The following is a 24862-nucleotide window of genomic DNA, read 5'->3' as shown; positions in this document are numbered from 1 at the left end:
ACCATAGGAAAACGCCTGATTCTCATATTTTATATGGTGTAAGGACAGAAATAGGTGACGTTTGGCTCGGTTTGCCACATTCCCAAGCAATCACTACGGCGTGACAGGCTCCGGCGCATCGGGTAGAGCACCGTAAACCGCCGCAAAGACCAAGGATTCGCCAAATGACCGCCCCGAGCTTTGACCGTTCCATCAAAATCGCGCCCTCCATTCTCGCCGCCGATTTCGCCGATTTCGGGCGTGAAATTCAGGCCGTCGAGGCGCATGGAGCGGATTGGATTCATGTCGATGTCATGGACGGGCATTTCGTGCCGAACCTGACCTTCGGTCCGGCGATGTGCAAGGCGATCCGCCCGCATATCAAGACGGTGATGGACGTGCATCTGATGATCGCGCCGGTCGATCCCTATATCGACGCTTTCGCGGATGCGGGCGCCGATATTCTCACCGCCCATGTCGAGGCCGGACCGCATATTCATCGCACGCTTCAGGCGATCCGGGGCGCGGGGATGAAGGCCGGTGTTGCGCTCAATCCGGGCACGCCCACCGAGAGCGTAGAATATCTTATGGACATGATCGATCTGATCTGTGTGATGACGGTGAACCCCGGTTTTGGCGGTCAGAAATTCATTCATTCCCAGATCGATAAGGTGAAAGAACTGCGCGCTATGATCGGCGATCGCCCGATCCATATCGAGATCGACGGCGGCATCGACCCGAGCACCGCGCCGCTGATGGCGGCGGCGGGGGCCGATGCGCTGGTGGCTGGCTCTGCGGTGTTCAAGGGCGGTTCCGTGATCAACCCGGCACCTTACGGCGAGAACATCCGCGCGATCCGGGCCGCCGCCGAAGCCGCGCGCTGATAGCCGCGTCGCTCAGGCGAGCGGCGTGTCGGGCAGGATCAGGGTAACCCCCTCGTCCTGTGCCAGTGCGACAATGTCGTCCTCGTAACGCGCGGTGACCTCCGCGATCTTTGCGCTGTCCCAGCCGGGGATGTCGCAGCGCGGCGACAGCGCGTCTTCGATGCCGTATTTGTCGAGAAACAACAGGATGACCCGCTCATATTGTGCGTGAGTGTCCGGCGGAAACTTTTCCAGATAGGCGCGCAACCGCGTCAGCCCCTCCGGTTTGAGCAGAGGCTGTAGCGGTTGCAGCCGGGCTTTGAGGATTGCCCCCTGTGGCAGGGCGAAGAGGTGGCGCATGACCTGCGGCCAGATCAATGGCGCATCCTCGTCACACCAGAGCACCAGTGGCACCTCCGGCATGGCGCGGCGCAGGCGCTGCACCATCTCGCGCCAACTGAGCCGCGTGGGATCGGCGGTTTCCGCGAAGCTCTGGAGCGTGCGGGTCGCGTTCCCCGATGCGAGGGCGCGATCCAGAAACACCGCCGGATTGATCAGGGCGAGAGAGAGCCGGAATTGCGTCTGGGAAAACAGCTCTGCGGTCGGGGCGATCCGGGTTTCGAGGCCGTTGTAAAGGGCGGGTCCGTTGAACAGGTCGCGCAAGGAGCCGGCCCGAAGATCGTCGTCCAGCACCAGATGCCGCACCTCGCCGGGACCGGTCAAACTGGTGAGCAGTTCGGTCTGTTCCTCCGGGATTGGCGGCATGCCGTCGAGGCGTCTGAGGGTCTCATCGATGGTTTTGCGGGCCTTGCGGATGGGCGGCAGGAACACGCCCTGCTCTCGTAACAGTTGCGCATTTGCCCGGGCGCTCAGGAGAATGTCGCGGCCTGAGCTGAATTGAACGCCAATGTGGAGGGTGACTTGCATCGGGGGTGCCATGGGGGAACTCAACTGTCCTGTGCGACGGCTTTGAGACGGGCGAGATGCGCCGCGAGCTGGGTCGGTCCCGGCGGGGTCGATCCGGCCATAAGCGTCAGTTGCCACATCATCTCGACCACGGGACGTTCGGTGGTCAGGGTTTTCAGCCGGGCGCGGTGATGCGCCACCGTTTCGGCATGGAGCGCCTCGAAGTCGGCAAGCTCCACACGCGCGGTCTCGGCTCCGGGACGCATCCCAGCGATGCGACGGTCTTCCTCGGTGTTGAAATTACGCTCTGCCCAATAGCCGGGGCCGATCGGTTTGAGCATGTGATTGGGCAGGCCGCGTGCGGATTTCAGCACGAATTCCTCGACCGAGCGTACGGAATAGTGGTTGAGCCAAGCGCGCGCGCCATCCTGTGGCAGGCCGAAAAGATTGATCCTTGCACTTTGCTCGGCAAAGGCCTCTGGCATCGCTTTGCCATTGGCCGCGATCCAGCGCGCGGTCCGGTCCTTGAGCGGTTTCGGGCGATGCACGCCGAGACCCTTGAAGGCCGCGGGGCGGTGGAGCGTCTTAAAGAAATGCGCCAGCGGCAGGGCGATCTCGTCGGGAGCGGCCATGGTGAAGCGCTCGGTGACGGGGCGGTCGTCCCATGACCCGATGCCGCTGTTGCCGAAGAGATGCCAGCGCAGCGGTACGGCATCGAACCCCTCGGGCAGGAGAGCGTCGAGGCTCAGCCCGTCCTCAAGTACCAGATATTCGTCGACGTCAAAAAACATCGCCAGATCGGCGGCCTTGTAGAGCGGATGTTTGGACAGGAGTTTCATCGCCTGCCATTGCACGGATTTCTCGCCTTCGGGCCGGAACGACAAATGGGTGACGATGCCAGCCTCGGCGAGCGCGTCCAGCAGGGTGTCGGAGCGGTCCGAAAGATCATGCGAAGCGATGAGGAAATGCGAGAACCCGGCGGCCTTGTGATGGGCGATCCAGTCGAGAAGCCATGGCCCCTCGTCCCGGATGCATGTGATTGCGAGTGTGTTCAAACTCAACCTACCTGTCATGTGCCGGAGGAGTGACGTGTTTTTGCACAGCCACGTCCGGCTTTTACAGTGCTGTGTTGGTCTCACACAGCTCTCGACCTGTCAAGCACGGGGCACGGGATGGACTTAGTAGCCGAGGCGTCCGGCGATGCGGGTCAAAAGCGTCGGCGCGACGGCCACGAGAATGACGATCCGCACCAGATGGTGAAGCGAGATATAGGCCACCTCGGCATGCATCGCGAGGGCGACGAGCGACATCTCCGTCAGGCCCCCCGGGGCATAGGCGAGCAGGACCTGCTCCGTGGTCTGGCCGAAGAGCTGATGCAGCCCGACCGCAAAGCCGAGGGACAGGGCCATGGTCACGAGCGTGCCGCCCAAGGTGAGCGCCAGTGTGCCGAACACCAGCGCGGGGCGCGCACCGCGAAAGCGACAGCCCATGGAGGTGCCGAGGATCACCTGTGCGGCAATCACCAGAAGGGCGGGGGGCGAAGAATGGGTCAGCCCGGTCATATGTGCCGCGCCCGACAGGATCATCGGTCCCAGCAGTCCCGGCGCAGGCAGGCGCAGTTTGGCGCCGCCCCAGGCGCCCACCACGGCGCAGGCCAGAAGAATCGCAGCACTCATGAGTGTGATCGCTGGCCCGTCGCTTTTGAGCGTGATGCCGGTGACTTCGTAGCCAAGGAACACCCTGAAATAGAGCGCGATGATCGAGATCGTGACCACGATCCGACCGGCATGGGCCAGAATGATCCGTTTTTCGTCGCCCCCCAGAGCGCCACCGATCACGGTCATCTCGTTGAGCCCGCCGGGCATGGCGGAGAAGAAGGCGGTGATCGGGTCGAGACGACCGATCTTGATGTAGAAGGGTACGACGAGGGCCGCGGACAGCGCGATATAGACCGAGAGCCCCGCCAGTGAGAGCGCCCAGCGGCTCAGGTTCTGGAAGGTGTCGGTGTCGAAGCTCGAACCCAGCATGACGCCGATCACCGGGATGACGATGGGGCGGAGCTGGTTCGGGGCCTCCAGCGGCGCGCCCGCCATGACGAAGACGAAGATCACCAGCATCGGCCCGAGCATCCAGGGCAACGGCATGTGTGCGAGATAGAACCCTGTGCCCGCAGCCGCGCCGATCATCAGCGTCATGAGGATGAGCAACAGGCGTTTCGGGGCGGGCAGATCGGGCAAGGGGCGGGGTCCTGAGGGGGCAATTTGTCGCGCCAACATACAAGGCCTTTGCGATGGGGCAAGCCACAGGTCCGTGGGAATTGTGCACAAGTCTTGCGCGGGCGATTGTCGTGCGTCTTGTGAAGGAGGACGCCTCGTCCCCTGTCACAAATCTTTTTTCCACGCGTCACAGAAGGGATGCACTCCCTGTGCTTTATCGCCGCCAGCGAAAAAGAGGGGGCGGATATGCTCGAAGTGAAGAGCCTGACGAAACGGTTCGGCACCAAAGCGGCCGTGGACAAGGTCAGCTTTCAGATCGACCGGTCGATGATGATCGGTATTATCGGGCGTTCCGGGGCGGGGAAATCGACCTTTCTGCGGATGATGAACCGGCTGACCGATGCCTCCGAGGGCGAATTGCTGTTCGAGGGGCGCAATGTGCTGTCGCTCAAGGGGGCGGAGAAGCGTCAGTGGCAATCCGATTGCGCGATGATCTTTCAACAGTTCAACCTCGTGCCGCGCATGGATGTGGTGTCCAACGTGTTGCATGGCACGCTCGGTCGTCGCTCCACTCTGGCGACCATGTTCAACCTCTATCCCGAAGAGGACATTCACAAGGCGATCGACATTCTCGGTCGCCTTGGCATTTCGGAGCATGCCGAAAAACGCGCCGAGGCGCTTTCGGGCGGTCAGCAACAGCGCGTCGCCATTGCGCGTGCGCTGATGCAGGACCCCAAGGTGATCCTTGCCGACGAACCCATCGCCTCGCTCGATCCGATGAACGCCCAGACCGTGATGGAGGCGCTCAGGCGCATCCATGACGAGGACGGGCGCATGGTGATCGCGAACCTTCACACGCTCGACACCGCGCGGCGCTATTGCGACCGCATCATAGGCATGCGCGACGGGCGCGTGGTGTTCGACGGCACACCCGCCCAGCTCACCACAGGCGTTGCGCGCGACATCTACGGGGCGGGGGCCGATTTTTCGGAGGCCGCCACCTCGACCGAAATCCGTGATCACGAGGATGTCGAGGCGGTGGAGCGCCGTCTCGCAAAGGTTACTGTCTGACCCTTTCACCCGCAGCAACCGAACTCATGCGGGTCTATCAACTGGAGAAAACGATGAAAAAACTGCTTGTTGCCGTTCTGACCACCACCGCACTCGCCGGTGCCGCTCAGGCTCAGGAGATCAAGGAATTCAACATCGGTCTGCTGGGCGGCGAAAACGCTCAGGACCGTCTGAATTCCAACGAATGCCTGCGCGCCTATGCCGAAGAGGCTCTGGGCGTTCCGGTGAAACTTTTTGCGCCCGCCGACTATAACGGTGTGATGCAGGGCCTTCTGGGCGGCACCATCGACATGGCCTGGCTCGGTGCATCCTCCTACGCCGGGGTCTACATCCAGGACCCGGAAGCCGTTGAACCGGTTCTGGTGAAGATCAACCTCGATGGCTCCTACGGCTATCATTCCATCGGCTTTGCCCGCAAGGACAGCGGGATCACCTCGCTCGACGACATGGCTGGCAAATCCTTCGGCTTCGGCGATCCGAACTCCACCTCCGGCTACCTGATCCCCTCCGTCGAGATCCCGCAGTACAAAGACGGCATCACCATGGAGAGCGGTCAGTATTTCGGTGAAGTGAAATTCACCGGCGGTCACGAACAGACCATCGTTGCGGTGAACAACGGCGACATCGACGCCGGTGTGACCTGGGCCGACGGTCAGGGGGCCTGGGAAGACGGTTACAACTCCGGTGCGCTGCGCAAGGCTGTGGATGCCGGTCTCGTCGACATGAACGATCTCGTGGAGATCTGGCGTTCCAAGCCGATCCCGGAAGGTCCGGTCGTGCTGCGCAAGGCGCTGCCTGCCGATGTCAAGGCGACGATGACCGCGCTGGTCGACGGTCTGAACGAAGTGGACCCGGATTGCGCCTATGGTGTGGCCGCAGGGGACAGCCTCGGTTTCGATCCGATCACCCATGAGGCCTACACCTCCATCGTCGCTGCCCGTCTCGCCGCCTCGAACTAAGCCGCTCTGACATTGGACCCTGCGCTTTTGGCGCGGGGTCTTTTCCCGAAGGACTTCCGAACATGGCCGATCTCACCGCCAACACGCTGGACGCGACCCGCGCTCATTACATGGCGCTCACCCGTCAGCGCCGCCTCTATGGCGGCATCATGCTTCTGGTTTTCGTCCTTCTGCTGGCAAGCGGGTTCGGCATCGCCAACGACCGCAATGCGGGTGGTTTCCTGCCCGGTCTGCCGCATATCTTCGATTTTCCTGCCGATGTGGTTGCCGAGGCTTGGCAGAAACGCGCGAACCTGCCGGGGCATTTACGCGATGCGATCCCGGCGCTGATCGAGACGATCAATATCGCCGCCGTGGCGACGCTCACCGGCGCTTGCGGGGCGATTGTGTTGTCGCTGCTCTCGACCCATGGGCTGGCGCCCTGGCCGCGTCTCATTCCGCTGTTTCGCCGGGTGATGGACCTGATGCGGGCGATCCCGGAGATCGTGATCGCGCTGGTGCTGATCTTCGTGCTGGGCGGCGGGCCGGTGCCCGCGGCCATCGCCATCGCCTTTCACACCGTCGGCGCGCTGGGCAAGCTGTTTTCCGAAGTGAACGAAAATGCCGATCAGAAACCGCTCGAAGGGCTCGCTTCCGTCGGCGCGACATGGCCGCAGCGTATGATGCTGGGCCTCGTGCCGCAGGTCGCCCCAAACTGGTTTTCCTATGCTCTTTTGCGCTTCGAGATCAACATCCGTGCTTCCGCCATCCTCGGCTTCGTCGGTGCGGGTGGCATCGGTTATGAGCTGAAAAACGCGATCTCCTGGGGGCAGGGCAAGTTCGACGAGGCCGCCGCCGTGTTCATTCTGTTGTTCCTGACCATCGTCGTCTTCGATCAGATGTCCTCCGTGGTGCGCAATCGCCTGACCCATGGTTCGATGAAACCGGGTTCGCTGAAAGGAGCTGCGCAATGAGCTTCGCTGCCAACACGCCCACCAACACGTCCATGGACATGCACGCCCGCGCCAAGGCGCTGATCGCCCGCAAGCGCAGGCTCGCCTTTGTCCTGCCGCTCATCGTGCTGGCCTATTTCGTTTATATCTTCTTCGCCTTCGATCTGGCGGGGCTGGCCGGGCGGATGCGTTGGGACAATGCGGTGACGCTGGTGTCCGACACCTATAGCTACAAGACCCATGTCGAGCGCAACAACCGCACTGGCGAGATCGAGGTCGCGGTCGAGGGGGAACGGAAGGGCACTTACGACGCGACGAACTACCCGGCTTGGGTCAAGGTCGGCGAAGACGCCGCAGCGATCACGCTCGACGATGGCGGCACCATCGAGATCGCGGGCGATGTCGTGCGCTATGACGTGCCCGGCTTCGGTGTGATCGAAGCGACGCAAAGCCGGGCCGAAGGCGTGACGATCAATCTCGATCCTGCCGCGCTGCCCGACTGGATCTCCTATTCCAACACGCGCCTCATGGTGACCACCGATGCCGCGCGCCTGTCGCTGACCAAAGCCCGCACCGAGGTCTTCGTCTACGAATTCGGCTGGGAGCTGTTCTGGTTCACGCTGGAAAGCCCGTATTACGGTCATAGTATCTCGGATATTCTCTTCGGCGACCGCATCGACCCGACGCGGTCCAATCTCAAGGGCGCCTGGCAGGACTTTTGGAACAACGCGATCTGGCGGCATGGCGATACCGCTTGGGCTTTGTTCGAGACCGTGCTTATGGCCTTCCTCGGCACCTTCGGGGCGGCGATCATCGCCCTGCCTCTGGCCTTCCTCGCTGCCCGCAATTTCGCGCCGCTCGTGGCGATCCGCATGGCGGCACGCCGTCTTTTCGATTTCCTGCGCGGCGTCGATGGGCTGATCTGGACCATCCTTTTGTCCCGTGCCTTCGGGCCCGGTCCTCTGACCGGCGCGCTGGCCATCCTCTTCACCGACACCGGCTCCTTCGGTAAACTTTTCTCCGAAGCGCTCGAAAACGTCGATGAGAAACAGATCGAAGGCGTCGCCTCCACTGGGGCGAAACCTCTGCAACGCTATCGCTTCGGGGTCATCCCGCAGATCGTCCCGGTGCTTCTCTCGCAGGTGCTGTATTTCCTCGAGTCGAATACCCGCTCCGCCACCATCATCGGCGCGATCACGGGCGGCGGGATCGGGCTTTTGCTGACACAGGCGATGATCACCCAGAAGGACTGGGAAGAGGTCAGCTATTATATCGTTCTCGTGGTGCTTCTGGTCATGGCGATGGACAGCTTTTCAAGCTGGTTGCGGCGCAAGCTGATCAAGGGGAATTGAGTATTTTCGGTCCAAAGGAAACAGAAAAATTGGAAACAGGATTTGTATCCGGGTTTCCTTTGTGGTCGAAATACTCCCGCCGGAGGCGATCCGACATTTCCATAGGTGACACATGCCAAGACTGAGCGCGACTGAGCCCTTTTTACATGAAGAGGCCGAAGTGCCGAATTCCACCTTCGGGGCCTATTGCGAGGTGGGCAAGGGGGCGCGGGTTCTGAATTCCAGTCTCGGCGATTACTCCTATTGCGAGCAATATTCCGACATCGCCAACACCACGATCGGCAAATTCGCCAATATCGCCGCCTTCACGCGCATCGGTCCGACGGATCACCCCTATCGCAACGCCTCGCTGCATCACTTTCTTTATCGCTCGTCCTATTATTGGGAGGATGCCGAAGACGACGCTGCGTTTTTCGAAGCGCGCGCCGCGCGGCGGACGGTGATCGGTCATGACACATGGATCGGGCACGGGGCGATCATCAAACCGGAGGTGACCATCGGTGACGGGGCCATTGTGGCCTCGGGAGCTGTCGTGACCAAGGATGTGCCGCCTTACACGATCGTTGCGGGTGTGCCCTCCGCGCCCATGCGGCCGCGCTATCCGGCGGGCATCGCCGAGCGGATGCAGGCGCTTGCGTGGTGGGATTGGGATCATGCCCGCCTGCGCGCCGCACTTGGCGATTTCCGCACGCTTGAGGCCGAAGCTTTCCTTGAGAAATACGAATAGACTATTCCGCGGCGAGACGCATTTCGCTGCCCGCAGAGGCAAGCCGTTGCCCGGCCCGCCCGCTCAAGTAAGCGATGCGCCCGCCGGAGACGGTCACTTCGATCTCACGGGTTTCTGCGTTGATCACCACGAAATCCGCGCGTTTTCCAGTACTCAAGCTGCCGCGATCGTTGAGCTTCATGATTTGCGCAGGCGCGCTTGAGATCATCGCCCAGGCCTGCGCCAGATCCTTCACGCCCTTGTCGACAAGCGTCCATGCAGCGGCGGCCAGTGTCGGGTAATGATAATCGGACACCAGCGCATCGCAGAGTCCGCGTTCGATCAGTTTCTGCGCCGAAATATTGCCCGCCTGCGATCCGCCACGCGCCACGTTCGGCGCCCCCATCAGGACCGGATCGCCCATCGCCTTGGCCGCCGCGGCGGCCTTTTCCGAGATCGGAAATTCGGCGATATGCGCGCCGAGAACGCGAAATTCCTCGCGGGTTTCGGCGTCCGGGTCATCATGGCTGCCATACATCACGCCCAGCGTGTCGAAGGCCTCGGCCAGTTGCCAGAGATGGCGCGGGACTTCGGATTTGCGATCTTTCGCCTCGCGCAGCACCTTGATGAACTGTTCGGGGGTGCGCCCGCCACGTTTCGCCCAAGCGGCGAATTCTAGCGGCTCTTTCTTGGCGATTTCAATCGCTTCGGGTAGGTGATTGTTGAACACGACATAGTCGACGCCAAACCGCCGGATCGCCGCCAAAAGCCGCTCGCGACTGTCGATCATATGGGTTTCGCAACGGATTTGCAGGCGGATGTCGATGGGCGCATGGGCCTCGAATGCCTGCATTTCGGCCAGCAATTCCTCGGCATAATCCGGGCCACGCAGCCCGCCTTCCCAGGACCAGCATTGCGCGAACCACGCCGTCGTCACGCCATGGGCCGCAGCATCGCGGGCGGCGGAGGCAAGGCCTGAGCGGATCGGAAAAGGCGCGCGGGGACGCGGCGCGATATGGCGCTCGAAGGCGTCGCCATGCAGGTCGATGATGCCCGGAAGGATCAGATACCCGCTCAGGTCCACTTCGGCAAAGTTGTCGTCTGCAATCAGCCCATCGGCGATGGAGAGCGGCGCGGGCCGAAACGCCCCGTCGATCAGGACGGAGGCACCGGAAAAGCTCAGGGGCGGAAGAACGGACATCGAAATTACCTGCGATAGAGCGGCATTGATACGGGGGCGTTTTTGCCATTTCAGGTTGAAATACCTGTGTTTTGTATCGCGTAGATGACGTTTCGGTCAGTCTGGCGTGACAGTGAGTGTAACGCGATCACCGGCAAACCATGTCAGGCCGCGCTCGATCGGCGTGCCCTCGGGCGTGACGTTGAGGCTTATGGTCCGCAACAGGGGATCGCCCTCGCGCAAACCGAGGTGCAACGCCTGAGTCGCGGTGGCGCGTTCGGCGCTGACGCGGGTCTCTGAGCGTAGATAATCTTCGATTCCGACGGATTTGAGTGCGGCGGTGACCGAGCTGATCTCTTCGAAAGCCGCGGCAAGGCCGGGCAGGCGGGCGGCGGGGAAGATCGAGATGAAATGCGCCACGGGGGCATCGCCGGACAGGGAAAGTCCCTCGTAAATCAGGACGTCGTCTCCGGGGGGAATCGCGAGGGCCGCGGCCTCTTTCTCATCGCAGGGCCGGGTCTCGATCCGCAGCACTTTTTTCTGCGGCAAGCGGCCCGTCGCGCGGATGTTTTGATGAAATCTCACCCGTTTTCCAATGGGATAGTCCACCGGCGCGCTTTGAACGAAGACGCCTGCGCCGCGTCGTGAGCGGGTGATGCCGCGCTCTGTCAGGTCGGACAACGCGTGGCGCACGGTGTGGCGATTGACCCCGAAGCGCACGGAGAGCTCCGCCTCCGTCGGCAGCTTGTCGCCGGGGCGGTAATGCCCCTTGGCGATTTCTTCCGACAGGGCTTCTGCGATGGATTTCCAGACCGGCGTGCGTGGCATGAGCGTCCCGTCACCAAAGTTTTACGAATTTATCCTTGCCGAACCGGAGAGGATCGGCGATGATTTGTATAGTTGTATAGGAGTTTAGACAACTCCGCAAGCTGTCTAGATCAGAAAGGTGGCGGTGATGGGAAAACCTGAAACTGCACTCTCCCCAGACCAGAAGGCGCGCAAGGCGTGGATGGGGCTTTTGGCCAAATCCGACGCAGCGCTTTTGGCCGAACGGATGGCCGAAATGGCCGATCTGCCCGCGTTCGAGTGGCTGCGTCGGCCCGAAGTGGGCGGCGTCATGGTGCGCGGGCGTATGGGCGGTACGGGGGCACCGTTCAACCTCGGTGAGATGACCGTGACCCGCTGTTCGCTGCGCCTCGCGACCGGCGAGGTTGGGCATGGCTATGTGCAGGGGCGCGACAAGCGGCAGGCGGAGCAGGCGGCTTTGGTTGATGCGCTGATGCAAGGGGCGCGGGCCGAGGTGGTGCGAGAGACGGTTTTGACACCTTTGCAGGTGGCGCAGGAGGCGATCCGTACCGCACGCGCCGCGAAAGCCGCCGCAACGAAAGTGGATTTCTTCACCATGGTGAGAGGGGAAGACTGATGCCAAAACCTCAGATGAGCGAACAAAGCCTGATCGGCGCTTTTGAGACCCCGCCACAGGACGCCGCGCGCGCCTTTCGTGCAGCTTTGGAGGCGCTCGCCCGCCCCGGCACGATCCATGAGATCAAAGGCGGCCAAGCGCCTGCGCCTGTCTCTGAGGCGGCGGCGAGCCTTATGCTGACGCTTTGCGATCCGGAAACGCCGCTCTGCCTGATGGGGGCGCATGACACGCCGGAGATTCGCGATTGGATCGCCTTTCAGATCGGCGCGCCCATCGTCGGCCCCGCGAAGGCGATGTTCGCTTTGGGCACTTGGGAGGCGTTGCAGCCGGTGACCGCTTTTCCGACCGGCACGGCGGAATATCCCGATCGCTCGACGACGCTGATCGTTGAAATGGAGACACTGAGCCACGAAGGTGCACGGCTGACCGGACCTGGGATCGAAACCTCGGCGGGCCTGTCTTTGCCCGCGCTGGAGCCGTTTCAGATGAACGCGATGCTCTTCCCGCTCGGGCTCGATTTCTACTTTACATGCGGCACTCAGATCGCGGGCTTGCCACGGTCTACAAAAGTGGAGGCGCTCTGATGTATGTTGCTGTCAAAGGCGGAGAGCGCGCCATCGACAATGCGCACGCGTGGCTGGCCGAAGAGCGCCGGGGCGACGTGACTGTGGCCGAACTCACGGTGCCGCAAATCCGCGAACAGCTCGCGCTCGCGGTCAATCGCGTGATGACGGAAGGGTCTTTGTTCGATCCCGATCTCGCCGCTTTGGCGATCAAACAATCGCGCGGCGATCTGATCGAGGCGATTTTCCTCATCCGCGCCTACCGGACGACCCTGCCGCGCATCGGCCATTCGCATCCGGTGGAGACCGACAAAATGGCCTGTGACCGGCGGGTGTCGGCGACGTTCAAGGACGTGCCGGGCGGGCAGGTGCTTGGCCCGACCTTCGATTACACGCACCGTTTGCTCGACTTCAAACTGATGGCGGAGGGTGAGGTGCCGGAGGCGGCTGTCTCTGATCCCCGGATCGAACCGGTGCCGCATGTGACGTCTTTTCTGAATAAAGAGGGGCTGATCCAGACCGAGGCGGCAGGCGAAAACACCCCGCCCGATCTGACCCGCGAGCCGCTCGAATTGCCCGCCAATCGCGCGTTGCGGCTTCAGGCGCTGACGCGGGGCGACGAGGGCTTCATCCTGTCGATGGCCTATTCGACCCAGCGCGGCTACGGCAACAGCCATGCGTTTGTGGGCGAACTGCGCATCGGCAAGGTGGCGGTGGAGATGGACATCCCGGAACTGGGGTTCGCCATCGAGATCGGCGAGGTTGAGCTGACCGAATGCGAGACGGTGAACAAATTCGCGGGCTCAAAGGTGGAGCCGCCGCAGTTCACGCGGGGCTATGGGCTGACCTTCGGCCAGACGGAACGCAAGGCGATTTCCATGGCTTTGGTCGATCGGTCGCTGCGCAGCAAAGAGCTTGGTGTCGAGGTGTCGAACTCGCCCGCGCATGACGAAGAGTTCGTGCTGTATCATTGTGACAACATTCAGGCGACCGGATTTCTCGAACATATCAAATTGCCACACTATGTGGATTTTCAGTCTGAGATGGAGCTGGTCCGCAAAATGCGCGCGGAGATCGCATCCGCCCAAGTTGAAAACAGCGCGCAGGAGGCCGCAGAATGAGCGACTATAACTTCGCCTATCTCGACGAGCAAACCAAACGGATGATCCGCCGCGCGATCCTCAAAGGCATTGCCGTTCCGGGCTATCAGGTGCCGTTCGCCTCGCGCGAAATGCCGATGCCTTATGGGTGGGGCACCGGCGGCGTGCAGGTCTCTGCCGCCTGTTTGATGCCGGAAGATGTGCTTAAGGTGATCGACCAGGGCGCGGATGACACGACCAATGCCGTCTCGATCCGCAAGTTCTTCGAGAAGACGGCAGAGATTGCCGTGACCGAGAAAACCCGCGAGGCGACGGTCATTCAGACCCGCCACCGCATTCCCGAGGAGCCGCTCAAAGAGGGGCAGATCCTCGTCTATCAGGTGCCGATCCCGGAACCGCTGCGTTTTCTGGAACCGCGCGAGACCGAGACGCGCAAGATGCACGCGCTTGAAGAATACGGGCTGATGCATGTGAAGCTTTACGAGGACATCGCGAAACACGGCCATATCGCCACCTCCTACGCCTATCCGGTCAAGGTCGAGGGGCGCTATGTGATGGACCCGTCGCCGATTCCGAAATTCGACAATCCGAAGATGGAAATGGCGGCGATTCAGCTTTTCGGGGCAGGGCGCGAGCAACGGATTTACGCCGTGCCGCCCTATACCAAGGTCGTGAGCCTCGATTTCGAAGATCACCCGTTCGAGGCGTCGAAAGCCAACCATCCCTGCGATCTCTGCGGGGCGGAGCACACCTATCTCGATGAGGTGATCATCGACGATGAGGGCGGGCGGATGTTTGTCTGTTCCGACACCGATTATTGCGCCGAGCGGCAGGCCAAGGGCCATCGCGGGCGTCTCTCTCCGGAGGCCGCAGAATGACTCCTCTTCTTTCCGTCAAAGACATCCGCAAAACCTATGGCGGGCGGGTCGGTTGTACCGATGTGTCTTTCGATCTCTACCCGGGCGAGGTGATGGGCATCGTGGGCGAATCCGGCTCCGGCAAATCGACGCTGCTGAATTGCATGGCGGGGCATCTGCCGCCCGACAGCGGGCAGGTTCTGTTCGACACGCGGGACCGGGGCATGGTCGACACGCTCACCATGTCCGAACCGGAACGCCGGATGTTGTCGCGCACGGATTGGGCCTTTGTCCATCAACACGCCCGCGACGGGTTGCGCATGGGGGTCTCGGCGGGGGGCAATGTCGGCGAGCGTCTCATGGCGGTCGGCGCGCGGCATTATGGCAATATTCGCACGCAGGCCATCGACTGGCTGGGCCGGGTTGAGATCAACGAGGACCGGGTGGATGACAAACCCTCGGCCTTCTCGGGCGGTATGCAGCAACGCCTGCAAATCGCGCGGAACCTTGTGACCGGGCCGAGGCTTGTCTTCATGGACGAGCCGACCGGGGGCTTGGATGTGTCGGTGCAGGCGCGGCTTTTGGATCTCCTGCGCGGGCTTGTGCGGGAAATGGGACTGTCGGCGATCATCGTCACCCATGACCTTGCCGTTGTTCGGCTTTTGGCGGATCGTCTGATGGTGATGAAATCCGGCCATGTCGTGGAACATGGCCTCACAGATCAGGTGCTCGATGACCCGCAACATGCCTACACCCAGCTTCTCGTGTCCTCTGTCTTGCAGGTGTGACACATGATTTTCGCCTATCGACCCACTGAGACAGGTCTTGAGCGATTGCCCCCGGAGGGCGATCCGACCGGGCACCTGTCCGAGGCGCTGTGGATCGATCTGCTCAGCCCGCAACCGGCGCAGGTTGCGGCTGTGGAGGCGCTTGGGATTTCTGTGCCGACGCTTGCGGATATGCAGGAGATCGAAGTGTCGAACCGGCTGTATCGCGATGGCGACACCGAGGTGTTGACCATCGTCCTGCCGGGGCTCGACCGCAACAAAGAGCCGTCTTTCGGCCCGGTTGCCTTTTTGATCACGCCGGAGCGGCTCTTTACCGTGCGCTATCATACGCCACGCCCCTTCGAGACCTTTGCAGCGCATGCCGCGCAATCGAGCGCGGGCTATGCCGGGCGCAGGCGGGTGTTTCTCAGCCTGATCGAAGAGATCATCGCCCGCATTGCCGACCTTATGGAAGGCGTCGGCGTGGCGCTCGATCAGGAATCGCATATCGCCTTTCGCGATCCCGAACCGCGCGGCGATGAATTGGCCGATGCGCTTCGGGCGCTGGGCAAACAAAGCGAGCAGGTGGCGAAATACCGGCACGCGCTTTTGACCGTCGAGCGGGCTTTGTCGAGCTTTGGCTTGGGTCTTGTCGAGGACAAGGACAAGGGGTTGACCACGATCCTCAAGGCGCAGGTCAAGGATTGTCAGGCGCTCACCGTGCATGGCGATTTCCTCTCGGGGCGGATCGCGCAGCTGACCGATGTGGTGCTGGGCCTCATCAATCTGGAGCAAAGCGACACAAGCCGCATCCTTTCGGTTGTGGCGGTTCTGTTCCTGCCGCCGACGCTGGTCGCGTCTGTCTATGGCATGAACTTTCCCTTCATTCCCGGCCTCGACAGCCCTCATGGCTATCTCATCGCCTCGGCGCTGATGTTCGGTTCGGCGCTGGGGACTTATCTTCTCTCGAAATGGAAAAACTGGCTGTAATCCCATGACACAAACGCTGCCCCAAACGCGTCCGATGATCCGGATTGAAGACGTCTCGAAATCCTTCACCCTGCACAATCAGGGCAGCGCCGTGATCCCCGTCATGCAGGGGGCGACGTTCGATGTCATGCCCGGCGAATGCGTGGCGCTCACGGGCAATTCGGGGGCGGGCAAGTCGACGCTGATGCGGATGATTTACGGCAATTACCTCTCGGCCTCCGGGCATATCTGGGTCGGTGAGACGGATGTCGCCACCGCCGAGCCGCGCGAGATCATCGCTTTGCGCCGGGCAACTTTGGGCTATGTCTCGCAATTCCTGCGTGTCGTGCCGCGTGTGCCCACATTGGAGGTGGTGGCGGAGCCTCTTTTGACCGTTGGCGTCGATAAAGAGGCGGCTTTTGCCAAGGCGCGCGATCTTCTGTCCCGGCTCAATATTCCGGAAACGCTCTGGGGCCTGTCGCCCACGACATTCTCGGGCGGCGAGCAGCAGCGCGTGAACATCGCGCGCGGTTTTGCCCATGACTATCCGGCGATGCTTTTGGATGAACCCACCGCCTCTCTCGATGCGACCAACCGGGAAACGGTTCTGTCGTTGATCGAAGAGGCCAAAGCGCGCGGGGCGGCGATCATCGGGATTTTCCACGATGCTCCGGCCCGTGAACGGGTCGCTGACCGCGAGATCAACGTTTCGGCCTTTACCCCTGCGAAGGCGGCCTGAGCCGTGGTCGGGCGTCTTTATGCCGTGGTCGGGCCGTCCGGCGTGGGCAAGGACACGCTGATCGAAGCGGCGCTTGAGCGGCGGCGCGATCTGGCCGTGGCGAAACGCGTGATCACCCGGCCCACAGAGGCGGGCGGGGAAGATTTCGAAGGCGTCACGGTGGAGGAATTTGACCGGCGTGTCGCGGACGGAGACTTCGCGCTCCATTGGGAGGCGCATGGGCTGAAATACGGTGTGCCGATCTCGATTGATGCGGCGCTGAGCGAAGGGCGCGATGTGCTTTTTAACGGCTCGCGCGCGATCCTGCCGGAGGCCTATGCGCTTTATCCCAATATGGGCGTCCTGCTGATCACCGCTTCGCCGGAGGTTTTGGCCAGCCGTCTTGCGGCGCGCGGGCGCGAAAGCCGGGCGGAAATCGAGAAACGTCTGGCGCGCGCGGGGTACGACATCGCGCCGGGCCTGCCGGTGCGGCGTATCAACAATGACGGAGCGCTGGACGCCGCGGTGGACGCGTTTCTCGCGGCCCTTCAGCCGGAAAGCGTATAACGGTGCAAAAGATGAAACCGGCCATCCTCCGCCTCCCCGAAGAGGCACAGATCCTCGATGCGGAAGGGGGTGGGCAGAAGCGGCGCGAGCACCGGTCCCAGCGCGGCTTTGACGGTTTCGGCCTCCTCGATGGAGAGCTTGCCGGTCAGCGTGAGGTGGAATTTGAATTCCTCCATCACATAGGGATAACCCCATTGCGTCAAAAGCGCGTTCTGCCGCTCCGAAAGCCCCGCCGACCGGCGGCGCGCCAGCTCGGTTTCCGAGGGCTGCGCGCGATGCGGATCGAGCGTTGCGACGATCTCTCCGGCAAGGACTTCGAGGGGCGTCAGATCGCCCATGGGTGTGAGCGCCAGAAATCCGCCGATGCGGGTGAGCGCCAGCCCCTCCATCTCGATGGGCTTGTGAGCGGCGGCAAACCCCGCGAGATCGGCCATCAATTCGGCGCGCGTGCCGGTCAGGCGAAACGGCGGCTTGAGCGTTCCGTGAAACCCGTATTTGCGCGGGGCCTCTGTGATCTCACGGATCGGCGCGGGCAGGCCTTCGAGTGCGGGATGCGGCAACTCGATCCCCTCAAACGCATCCCAGCCCAGCCATTGGGCGCAAAATTCGGCAAACGGCCCCGGAGCGGGGGCGTAATAGACCGCGTATCTTTTGAATTCATCCATGGCGTTGCTCCTACCCGGCCCCTGTCACATCCGTGTGACATAGATCGGGCAGGGAGACGCCGCTGACAAGGACGATGTGATGACCGATTTTACTTTGACCAATGCCAGGATCGTTTTGGAGGCGGAGGTGATCCACGGCAGCCTCCGTGTCGAGAATGGCAAGATCGCGGATGTGAGCACCGGAGGGACGGCGGTGCCGAGCGCGATTGATGCGGGGGGCGATATGGTGATCCCCGGCCTGATCGAGCTGCACACCGACAATCTCGAACGCCATATCGAGCCGCGCCCCAAGGTCGACTGGCCGCATCAGGCCGCGATCCTCGCTCATGACGCCGAGCTGGCTTCGGTCGGTATCACGACCGTGTTCGATGCGATGCGCGTGGGGTCGATCCATACGCGCGGCGATGCGGGCTATGGCAAATATGCGCGCAACCTGTCGCGCGAGGTGATGCATCTGCGCGATCTGGGCGCTTTGAAGATCAGCCATTTCCTGCATCTCAGGGCAGAGATTTGTTCCGAGACCTTGGAGGCCGAGATGGCCGAGTTCGGTCCGGAGGATCGCGTTGGTCTTGTGTCCTTGATGGATCACACGCCGGGGCAGCGGCAGTTTCGCGACATCGAAAAGCTGCGCGACTATGTGCAAAAGAAACGCGGCATGTCCAATGCCGAGTTCGACGACCATGTGAACCACCTCTACGAGCTGCGCGACACCTATGCCGTGCGTCACGAAGCGGTGGCTGTGGCCGAGGCGAAACGCTACGGCGCGGTTCTGGCCAGCCATGACGACACCACGGCGGAGCATGTCGAGGTGTCGCGGCAGCATGGCGTGCGTGTGGCCGAATTCCCGACGACGATCGAGGCGGCGCAGGCCTGCAAACTCCATGGCATCGCCGCGATGATGGGCGCGCCGAACCTGATCCGGGGCGGGTCGCATTCCGGCAATGTGGCGGCGCATGAACTGGCCGAGCGGGGGCTTTTGGATATCGTGTCGTCGGACTATGTCCCTTCGGCGCTGATGTCCTCGGCGATGCTTCTGGCCGATCTCTGGGACGACATCCCCCGCGCCATCGCCACCGTCACAGCGAACCCCGCCGAGGCGGTGGGGCTCTCGGATCGCGGCCGCATCGCGCCGGGGCTTCATGCCGATCTGGTGCGCATCGCGCGGATCGAGGGCATGCCGGTGATTCGAGGCGTCTGGTCGCACGGGCGTCAGGTCGGCTGAGCGTTTCAAGGCGAAGCAACGAGAGGCAGGGTGTTTGCGCCCTGCCTTTTTTGTTATTTTTTCGTGACTGTTTGCATAAAACTTAAGCAAACCATGCTGCGGCTGCAAAGGATTTCGGGGCGGGGAGCGCAATTCCGTCTTGTTTCGCAGCCGCGATCCCCTAGAAGATCATCCCAACGAGCCAAGCGCTCGCATATCGCAAGGGCGCGATATGATCGACATAGCCACCCCCCGCGTGGCCCGCAGCAACGGCGCTGCATTCTCACCAAAGACCCAAGGGTTCGCCAAGACGAACCGCGTTCTGAGAGGAAGTGCCGTTATGACTGCTCAAAAGCAAAAACTCGTGATCGTTGGCAATGGGATGGCGCCGGGCCGGATGCTTGAGCATCTGTTCGAGGCGACCGACCAATACGATGTGACCATCTTCAACGCCGAGCCGCGTGTGAACTACGACCGCATCATGCTGTCGCCGGTTCTGTCGGGCGAAAAGACCTATGCCGATATCATCATTCATGGCGAAGGCTGGTATGCCGAGCATGGCATCACGCTGCACCAGGGCGACAAGATCACCGAGATCCGCCGCCATGAGCGCAAGGTGATTTCCGAGGGCGGTGTCGTGGCTGAGTATGACAAGCTGGTCATCGCCACCGGGTCGAACCCGTTCATCATTCCGGTGCCGGGGTCTGACCTGCCGGGCGTTCTGGCCTATCGTGATCTCGACGACACGGACGGGATGATCAAAGCGGCTGAAAAAGGCGGGCGGGCTGTTGTGATCGGCGGCGGGCTTCTGGGTCTTGAGGCAGCGGCGGGGCTTAAACTGCGCGGCATGGATGTGACCGTCATTCACCTGATGCCGACACTGATGGAGCGCCAGCTCGACACGGCGGCGGGGTATCTGCTGCAAAAAGAGCTGGAGAACCGCGGCATTGAAGTGCTCTGCGAAGCCAACACCAAACAGATCCTCGGCACGGACAAGGTCGAGGGGGTGGAGCTTGCCGACGGGCGTGTGATTGACGCCTCCCTCGTGGTCATGGCCGTCGGCATCCGCCCGAACACGGAGCTTGCCAAAGAGGCGGGGCTTGAGGTCAATCGCGGCATTGTCACCGACGCGACGATGAAAACCTCCGATCCGAATATTTATTCCGTTGGGGAATGCGTCGAAGTGGGCGGCATGGTCTATGGCCTCGTCGCGCCGCTTTACCGCATGGCGAAAGTGGCCGCCGAGCATCTTGCCGGGGCATCGGAGGCCGCTTTCGCGCATGCCGAGACGCCGACGAAACTGAAGGTGACGGGCTGCGATCTTTACTCCGTGGGTGATTTTGCCGAAGGGCAGGGGCGCGAGGACATTGTGCTGCGCGATGCGATGCGCGGCACTTACAAGCGCGTGATCCTCAAGGACAACAAGGTGATCGGCGCGGTGCTCTACGGCGATGTTGCGGATGGCGCCTGGTACAACCAGATGCTGATCTCCGGCGAGGACGTGTCGGAGATGCGCGAGACGCTGATCTTCGGGCAGGCCTATCAGGGCGGCGGCAAGGCCGATCCTCTGGCCGCTGTGGCGAACCTGCCGGACGAGGCGGAGATTTGCGGCTGCAACGGCATCACCAAAGGCATGATCGTTGCGGCGATCAAGGACAAGGGTCTGACGACGCTTGCCGAAGTGCGCGCCCACACCAAGGCCTCCGCCTCCTGCGGCACCTGCACCGGCCTCGTCGAGGGCGTCATGGGCGTGACCCTTGGCGACGATTTCAAAATCCCCGAAGCGCAGGGCATTTGCGGCTGCACCACCCATGGCCACGGTTATATCCGTCGGATGATCAAGGCGAAGGGCCTCAAATCCATCCCCGCCGTGATGCAGGAACTGGAATGGTCGACGCCCGAGGGCTGTGCCAAATGCCGCCCGGCGCTGAACTATTATCTCGTGGCGGACTGGCCGGGCGAATATGTCGATGACCAGCAGTCTCGTTTCATCAACGAACGTGTGCACGCCAACATCCAGAAAGACGGAACCTATTCCGTCGTACCGCGGATGTTCGGGGGCATCACCACGCCGGATGAGCTGCGCGCCATCGCCGATGTGGCCGACAAATACGAGATCCCGACCGTCAAAGTGACCGGCGGCCAGCGGATCGACTTGCTCGGTGTGAAGAAAGAAGACCTGATCCCGGTCTGGGCCGATCTCAACGCGGCGGGCATGGTTTCGGGCGCGGCCTATGCGAAGGGTCTGCGCACGGTGAAAACCTGTGTCGGCACGGATTGGTGCCGCTTCGGCACGCAGGACTCGACGGGTCTGGGCATCAAGCTCGAAAAAGCACTCTGGGGCTCGTGGTCGCCTGCGAAACTCAAACTCGCCGTCACCGGGTGTCCGCGCAACTGTGCGGAGGCGACGTGCAAGGACATCGGCGTCATCTGTGTCGACAGTGGCTATGAAATCATCTTTGGCGGTGCGGCGGGCCTGCACATCCAAGGCACTTCGCCTCTGGGCAAGGTTGCGACCGAAGACGAGGTCATGGAGACAGTTTGCGCGCTGACGCAATACTACCGCGAAACCGGGTTCTACCTTGAACGGATTTACAAATGGGCGGACCGGATCGGTTACGACCACATCCGCGAGGTGGTCTACGACAACCTTGAGGCGCGCAAAGAATATGCAGACCGCTTCGCCTTCTCGCAGATATTCGCGCAGATCGATCCCTGGGCCGAACGCGTCGCGGGCGCCGAAGCTCATGAATTCAAACCCATGGCCACCCTCAATCTGGAGGCAGCAGAATGAACATGCAGACGAAAACCTGGATTGAAGTCGGAGCTCTGAACGATATTCCGCGTCAAGGCGCGCGCTGTGTGAAAAACGGCGAGATGACCATCGCCATCTTCCGCACGACGGACGACCGCCTTTTCGCCCTCGAAGATAAATGCCCGCACAAGAACGGGCCGCTGAGCGACGGCATCGTGCACGACGGATGTGTCACATGCCCGCTCCACAACTGGGTCATTTCCCTCGAAACCGGCACCGCACAGGGTGCCGACGAGGGGGTGACCGCGACCTTTCCAGTCAGACTGGACGGCGAGACCGTGTTTCTCGGTCTCTGACAGACTTGCGACAGACCTAAGACGACAACTCCAACAGGGACAGTAAAACAATGGCTTACGTTCAACCTGCCGAGTTCGCCGCCAAAATGGTGGATGCCGGCGAATCGAAAATCTTCATGGCGACCAAGGATACGCTGATCCGTGCCTATATGGCCGGTGCGATCCTTGCGCTTGCGGCGGCTTTCGCCGTGACCATCACCGTCAACACCGGCCAGCCGCTTGTGGGCGCGCTGCTCTTCCCGGTGGGTTTCTGCATTCTCTACCTTCTGGGCTTCGATCTGCTGACCGGCGTGTTCACCCTTGCCCCGCTGGCCGTGATCGCGAAACGTCCGGGCTGTACATGGAAGGGCGTGCTGCGCAACTGGGGCCTCGTGTTCGTTGGCAACTTCGCCGGTGCGATGACCACGGCCGTCTTCATGGCGATCATCTTCACCATGGGGTTCAGTCAGGAGCCCAACGAGATCGGTGCAAAAATCGGCAAGATCGGTGAAGCCCGCACGCTGGGCTATGCCGCCGCCGGTGGCGCGGGTCTGCTGACCGTGTTTGTCCGTGCCGTGATGTGCAACTGGATGGTCTCCACCGGTGTGGTCGCCGCGATGATGTCCAACTCCGTGTCCGGAAAGATCATGGCGATGTGGATGCCGATCCTGATCTTCTTCTACCTCGGTTTCGAGCATTCCATCGTGAACATGTATCTCTTTCCCTCGGGGATCATCCTCGGCGGTCAGTTCACCTGGGCGGATTACTTCATCTACAACGAGATCCCGGTGGTTCTGGGCAATCTCGTCGGCGGTCTGACCTTTGTGGGCGGCATGATCTACGCCACGCATTTCAAGGAATCTCCGAAACGCAACGCGGTGCGCAACGACGACGTTTCCGGTATCGCGGCGGAATAAGGTTCACACTCCGGAAAAGGCTCCGCATTGCGCGGGGCCTTTTCTCTGTTTCGGAAGGGACGCCATGCAGAAAGATGCCAAAGCCCCGGCCCGGTTGCATGTCTCTTTGGGTCAGTTTTCTTCGGCAGGGCGCAAATCTGAGAATCAGGATTTTCACGGTGCGATCCTTCCCGAAGGCCGCGCTTTGACGCTCAAGGGCATCGCGCTGGCCATCGCCGATGGCATTTCCTCTTCGAAGGTCAGCGCGGAGGCCGCAGAAACCACCGTCAAAAGCCTTTTGTCCGATTATTATGCCACGCCCGAAAGCTGGACGGTGAAAACCGCCGCGTCGCGGGTGATTTCCGCGAGCAACGCCTGGCTGCACGGCCGCAATGCGGGGCTTGGCGATATGGACACCGGGCGGGTCTGCACCCTCTCCGCCATGATCCTCAAGGGGCGCGAGGCGCATCTCTTTCACATCGGCGACAGTCGCATCCAGCGCCTTGTCGGCAAGAGCCTTGAGCCGCTGACCGTCGATCATCGCGTCAGGCTTTCACAGGACGAAAGCTATCTTGGCCGCGCTCTGGGCGTTGAGCCGAATATCGAGATCGACTATCGCAAACTGCCTCTAACCCTTGGCGATCTTTTCATGCTCTCCACGGATGGCGTTCATGAGGTGATCGACGGGAAGGATGTCCTTGCTGCGCTGGACGCTACGGAGACTCTGGAGGCCGCCGCGCAGAGGCTTGTCGAGGTCGCGCTTGAAAAGGGCAGCAACGACAATCTCACCGTGCAGCTTGTCCGGATAGACAGTCTTCCCGAGGGCGGTTTCGATGTCGAGGCGGTGCATCTGCCGATCCCCAGGCTGCCGCGTGACGGGGATGTGATCGACGGGTTTCGCATCCTGCGCCCGATCCATGCCACGGCGCGCTCGCATGTCTTTCTTGCCATCGACCCCGAGGGCAACCGTGTCGCGCTCAAGATCCCGGCCACAGAAACCGGTGCGGATCAGGCCTATCTGCGGCGTTTCATGTTGGAGGACTGGATCGCCCGGCGGATCGCCTCGCCGCATGTTCTGCGCGCCGCCGCGCTGCCGGAGACGCGCAGTGCGCTTTATGTGGCGAGTGAGTATTTCGAAGGGCAAACCCTGCGGCAATGGATGGTGGATCATCCGAGGCCCGATCTGGTGACCGTTCGTCAGATTGCCGAACAAATCGCCTCGGGGCTTCGGGCCATTCACCGTCGCGAGATGGTGCATCAGGACATCCGCCCGGAAAATATCATGATCGACGCCGAGGGCACCGTGAAGATTATCGATCTCGGTTCCGTCTCCGTGGCCGGTGTCGAAGAGGCCGCGCCGGGTACGCTGGGCGAGATGCCCGGCACCTATCAATACACCGCACCCGAGTATTTCACCGGAGATGTGCTGAGTTGGCGGTCCGATCAGTTCGCGCTGGCGGCGATCGTTTACGAGATGCTCACCGGGCGGCTGCCCTATGGCACGCAGGTGGCGCGCATCCAGTCGCGGCGCGATCAGGCCCGGCTGCGTTATACTTCGGCGCGCGACGACGACAGTGCTGTGCCCGGTTGGGTGGATCTGGCGCTCAGGCGTGCGAGTCATCCCGATCCGGTATTGCGTTATCATGCGTTGTCCGAGTTTATGGCCGACCTGAAACGTCCCGGAGCGGAATGGCAAGCCCAGACGCACAGGCCGTTGATGGCACGCAATCCGCTGCGGTTCTGGCAGGGGTTGAGTGCCGCGCTCGGGGGAATCTGTGTCATCCTCGCCCTGCGACTGATCGGCGGGTGATCGGAACCTGATCGCCCCCTGCCGGACCAGGCCTGTGACGTGATGGTGCACATGGATCTTGTCAGGGGATTT

The 24862-nt window shown here is 61.8% G+C and carries 25 protein-coding genes; 19 read left to right on the top strand and 6 right to left on the bottom strand.

Going from position 1 to position 24862, the window contains the following annotated elements:
- Positions 1 to 164: 164 nt before the first annotated feature.
- Positions 165 to 863 (top strand): ribulose-phosphate 3-epimerase, encoded by a 699-nt coding sequence (rpe, locus tag V1471_RS12135; RefSeq protein ID WP_434289075.1) that lies wholly within the window; start codon positions 165 to 167, stop codon positions 861 to 863.
- A 12-nt stretch (positions 864 to 875) separates the two neighbouring features.
- Here the strand turns inward: rpe and V1471_RS12130 are convergent, their stop codons facing one another.
- From V1471_RS12130 to V1471_RS12120, 3 genes are all read right to left on the bottom strand, one after another.
- Complete coding sequence (locus tag V1471_RS12130; RefSeq protein WP_434289073.1) at positions 876 to 1673, bottom strand: hypothetical protein; 798 nt, start codon at positions 1671 to 1673, stop codon at positions 876 to 878.
- Positions 1674 to 1789: 116 nt separating this feature from the next.
- Positions 1790 to 2803: a glycosyltransferase family 2 protein gene (locus V1471_RS12125; protein ID WP_434289071.1), complete on the bottom strand. Its 1014-nt coding sequence runs from the start codon at positions 2801 to 2803 to the stop codon at positions 1790 to 1792.
- Between the two features lie 123 nt (positions 2804 to 2926).
- Positions 2927 to 3985 carry an AbrB family transcriptional regulator gene (locus V1471_RS12120; RefSeq protein ID WP_434289069.1) on the bottom strand — a complete coding sequence of 353 codons (1059 nt, stop codon included), beginning with the start codon at positions 3983 to 3985 and terminating at the stop codon, positions 2927 to 2929.
- 225 nt (positions 3986 to 4210) lie between these two features.
- On the opposite strand from V1471_RS12120, the gene phnC reads away from it, so the two are divergent.
- From phnC to V1471_RS12095, 5 genes are all read left to right on the top strand, one after another.
- Positions 4211 to 5035, top strand: a complete 825-nt coding sequence (phnC, locus tag V1471_RS12115) for a phosphonate ABC transporter ATP-binding protein (protein WP_066701904.1) — start codon at positions 4211 to 4213, stop codon at positions 5033 to 5035.
- 53 nt (positions 5036 to 5088) lie between these two features.
- Positions 5089 to 5994, top strand: coding sequence for a phosphonate ABC transporter substrate-binding protein (phnD, locus tag V1471_RS12110; RefSeq protein WP_434289067.1), 906 nt, complete (start codon positions 5089 to 5091; stop codon positions 5992 to 5994).
- Positions 5995 to 6056: 62 nt separating this feature from the next.
- Entirely contained in the window at positions 6057 to 6947 is an 891-nt protein-coding gene (gene phnE / locus V1471_RS12105; protein WP_434289065.1) for a phosphonate ABC transporter, permease protein PhnE, read from the top strand.
- Positions 6944 to 8278, top strand: coding sequence for a phosphonate ABC transporter, permease protein PhnE (gene phnE / locus V1471_RS12100; RefSeq protein ID WP_434289063.1), 1335 nt, complete (start codon positions 6944 to 6946; stop codon positions 8276 to 8278). The genes phnE (V1471_RS12105) and phnE (V1471_RS12100) overlap by 4 nt, the downstream gene beginning before the upstream one ends.
- A 112-nt stretch (positions 8279 to 8390) precedes the next feature.
- Complete coding sequence (locus V1471_RS12095; RefSeq protein WP_434289061.1) at positions 8391 to 9005, top strand: chloramphenicol acetyltransferase; 615 nt, start codon at positions 8391 to 8393, stop codon at positions 9003 to 9005.
- A 1-nt stretch (position 9006) separates the two neighbouring features.
- Here the strand turns inward: V1471_RS12095 and V1471_RS12090 are convergent, their stop codons facing one another.
- Both V1471_RS12090 and phnF read right to left on the bottom strand, forming a co-directional pair.
- On the bottom strand, positions 9007 to 10185 hold the full coding sequence (locus tag V1471_RS12090; protein ID WP_434289059.1) for an alpha-D-ribose 1-methylphosphonate 5-triphosphate diphosphatase: 1179 nt from the start codon (positions 10183 to 10185) through the stop codon (positions 9007 to 9009).
- A gap of 96 nt (positions 10186 to 10281) precedes the next feature.
- The gene (gene phnF / locus V1471_RS12085; RefSeq protein WP_434289058.1) at positions 10282 to 10992 is read right to left on the bottom strand and encodes a phosphonate metabolism transcriptional regulator PhnF; all 711 of its coding nucleotides are present in this window, start codon (positions 10990 to 10992) and stop codon (positions 10282 to 10284) included.
- Between the two features lie 127 nt (positions 10993 to 11119).
- On the opposite strand from phnF, the gene phnG reads away from it, so the two are divergent.
- Genes phnG through phnN form a run of 8 tightly spaced genes read left to right on the top strand, consistent with a single transcriptional unit; the run spans position 11120 to position 17128 of the window.
- On the top strand, positions 11120 to 11587 hold the full coding sequence (phnG, locus tag V1471_RS12080) for a phosphonate C-P lyase system protein PhnG (RefSeq protein WP_434289056.1): 468 nt from the start codon (positions 11120 to 11122) through the stop codon (positions 11585 to 11587).
- 14 nt (positions 11588 to 11601) lie between these two features.
- On the top strand, positions 11602 to 12171 hold the full coding sequence (phnH, locus tag V1471_RS12075; RefSeq protein WP_434290930.1) for a phosphonate C-P lyase system protein PhnH: 570 nt from the start codon (positions 11602 to 11604) through the stop codon (positions 12169 to 12171).
- Positions 12171 to 13271: a carbon-phosphorus lyase complex subunit PhnI gene (locus V1471_RS12070; protein WP_434289055.1), complete on the top strand. Its 1101-nt coding sequence runs from the start codon at positions 12171 to 12173 to the stop codon at positions 13269 to 13271. The genes phnH and V1471_RS12070 overlap by 1 nt, the downstream gene beginning before the upstream one ends.
- Positions 13268 to 14128 (top strand): alpha-D-ribose 1-methylphosphonate 5-phosphate C-P-lyase PhnJ, encoded by an 861-nt coding sequence (locus V1471_RS12065; protein ID WP_434289053.1) that lies wholly within the window; start codon positions 13268 to 13270, stop codon positions 14126 to 14128. The genes V1471_RS12070 and V1471_RS12065 overlap by 4 nt, the downstream gene beginning before the upstream one ends.
- The gene (gene phnK, locus V1471_RS12060; RefSeq protein ID WP_434289051.1) at positions 14125 to 14895 is read left to right on the top strand and encodes a phosphonate C-P lyase system protein PhnK; all 771 of its coding nucleotides are present in this window, start codon (positions 14125 to 14127) and stop codon (positions 14893 to 14895) included. The genes V1471_RS12065 and phnK overlap by 4 nt, the downstream gene beginning before the upstream one ends.
- A 3-nt stretch (positions 14896 to 14898) precedes the next feature.
- On the top strand, positions 14899 to 15864 hold the full coding sequence (locus tag V1471_RS12055; RefSeq protein WP_434289049.1) for a CorA family divalent cation transporter: 966 nt from the start codon (positions 14899 to 14901) through the stop codon (positions 15862 to 15864).
- A gap of 34 nt (positions 15865 to 15898) precedes the next feature.
- The gene (gene phnL, locus V1471_RS12050; protein WP_434289047.1) at positions 15899 to 16582 is read left to right on the top strand and encodes a phosphonate C-P lyase system protein PhnL; all 684 of its coding nucleotides are present in this window, start codon (positions 15899 to 15901) and stop codon (positions 16580 to 16582) included.
- 3 nt (positions 16583 to 16585) lie between these two features.
- Complete coding sequence (gene phnN, locus V1471_RS12045; protein ID WP_434289045.1) at positions 16586 to 17128, top strand: phosphonate metabolism protein/1,5-bisphosphokinase (PRPP-forming) PhnN; 543 nt, start codon at positions 16586 to 16588, stop codon at positions 17126 to 17128.
- On the opposite strand, the gene V1471_RS12040 is transcribed toward phnN, so the two are convergent.
- Complete coding sequence (locus V1471_RS12040; RefSeq protein ID WP_434289044.1) at positions 17110 to 17793, bottom strand: DUF1045 domain-containing protein; 684 nt, start codon at positions 17791 to 17793, stop codon at positions 17110 to 17112. The genes phnN and V1471_RS12040 overlap by 19 nt on opposite strands.
- Before the next feature lie 79 nt (positions 17794 to 17872).
- On the opposite strand from V1471_RS12040, the gene V1471_RS12035 reads away from it, so the two are divergent.
- From V1471_RS12035 to V1471_RS12015, 5 genes are all read left to right on the top strand, one after another.
- Entirely contained in the window at positions 17873 to 19015 is a 1143-nt protein-coding gene (locus V1471_RS12035) for an alpha-D-ribose 1-methylphosphonate 5-triphosphate diphosphatase (protein WP_434289042.1), read from the top strand.
- Positions 19016 to 19334: 319 nt separating this feature from the next.
- Positions 19335 to 21788 carry a nitrite reductase large subunit NirB gene (nirB, locus tag V1471_RS12030; RefSeq protein WP_434289040.1) on the top strand — a complete coding sequence of 818 codons (2454 nt, stop codon included), beginning with the start codon at positions 19335 to 19337 and terminating at the stop codon, positions 21786 to 21788.
- Positions 21785 to 22105, top strand: a complete 321-nt coding sequence (gene nirD / locus V1471_RS12025) for a nitrite reductase small subunit NirD (protein ID WP_434289039.1) — start codon at positions 21785 to 21787, stop codon at positions 22103 to 22105. The genes nirB and nirD overlap by 4 nt, the downstream gene beginning before the upstream one ends.
- Before the next feature lie 50 nt (positions 22106 to 22155).
- Positions 22156 to 23001 carry a formate/nitrite transporter family protein gene (locus tag V1471_RS12020; protein ID WP_434289038.1) on the top strand — a complete coding sequence of 282 codons (846 nt, stop codon included), beginning with the start codon at positions 22156 to 22158 and terminating at the stop codon, positions 22999 to 23001.
- Positions 23002 to 23065: 64 nt separating this feature from the next.
- The gene (locus V1471_RS12015; RefSeq protein ID WP_434289037.1) at positions 23066 to 24790 is read left to right on the top strand and encodes a protein kinase domain-containing protein; all 1725 of its coding nucleotides are present in this window, start codon (positions 23066 to 23068) and stop codon (positions 24788 to 24790) included.
- The last annotated feature ends 72 nt before the right edge of the window (positions 24791 to 24862 follow it).

Source organism: Celeribacter sp. SCSIO 80788 (assembly GCF_051054295.1).
GTDB lineage: Bacteria > Pseudomonadota > Alphaproteobacteria > Rhodobacterales > Rhodobacteraceae > Celeribacter.
Note: the sequence above shows the minus strand (reverse complement) of the source record. Positions and strands in the feature narration are given on the sequence as shown.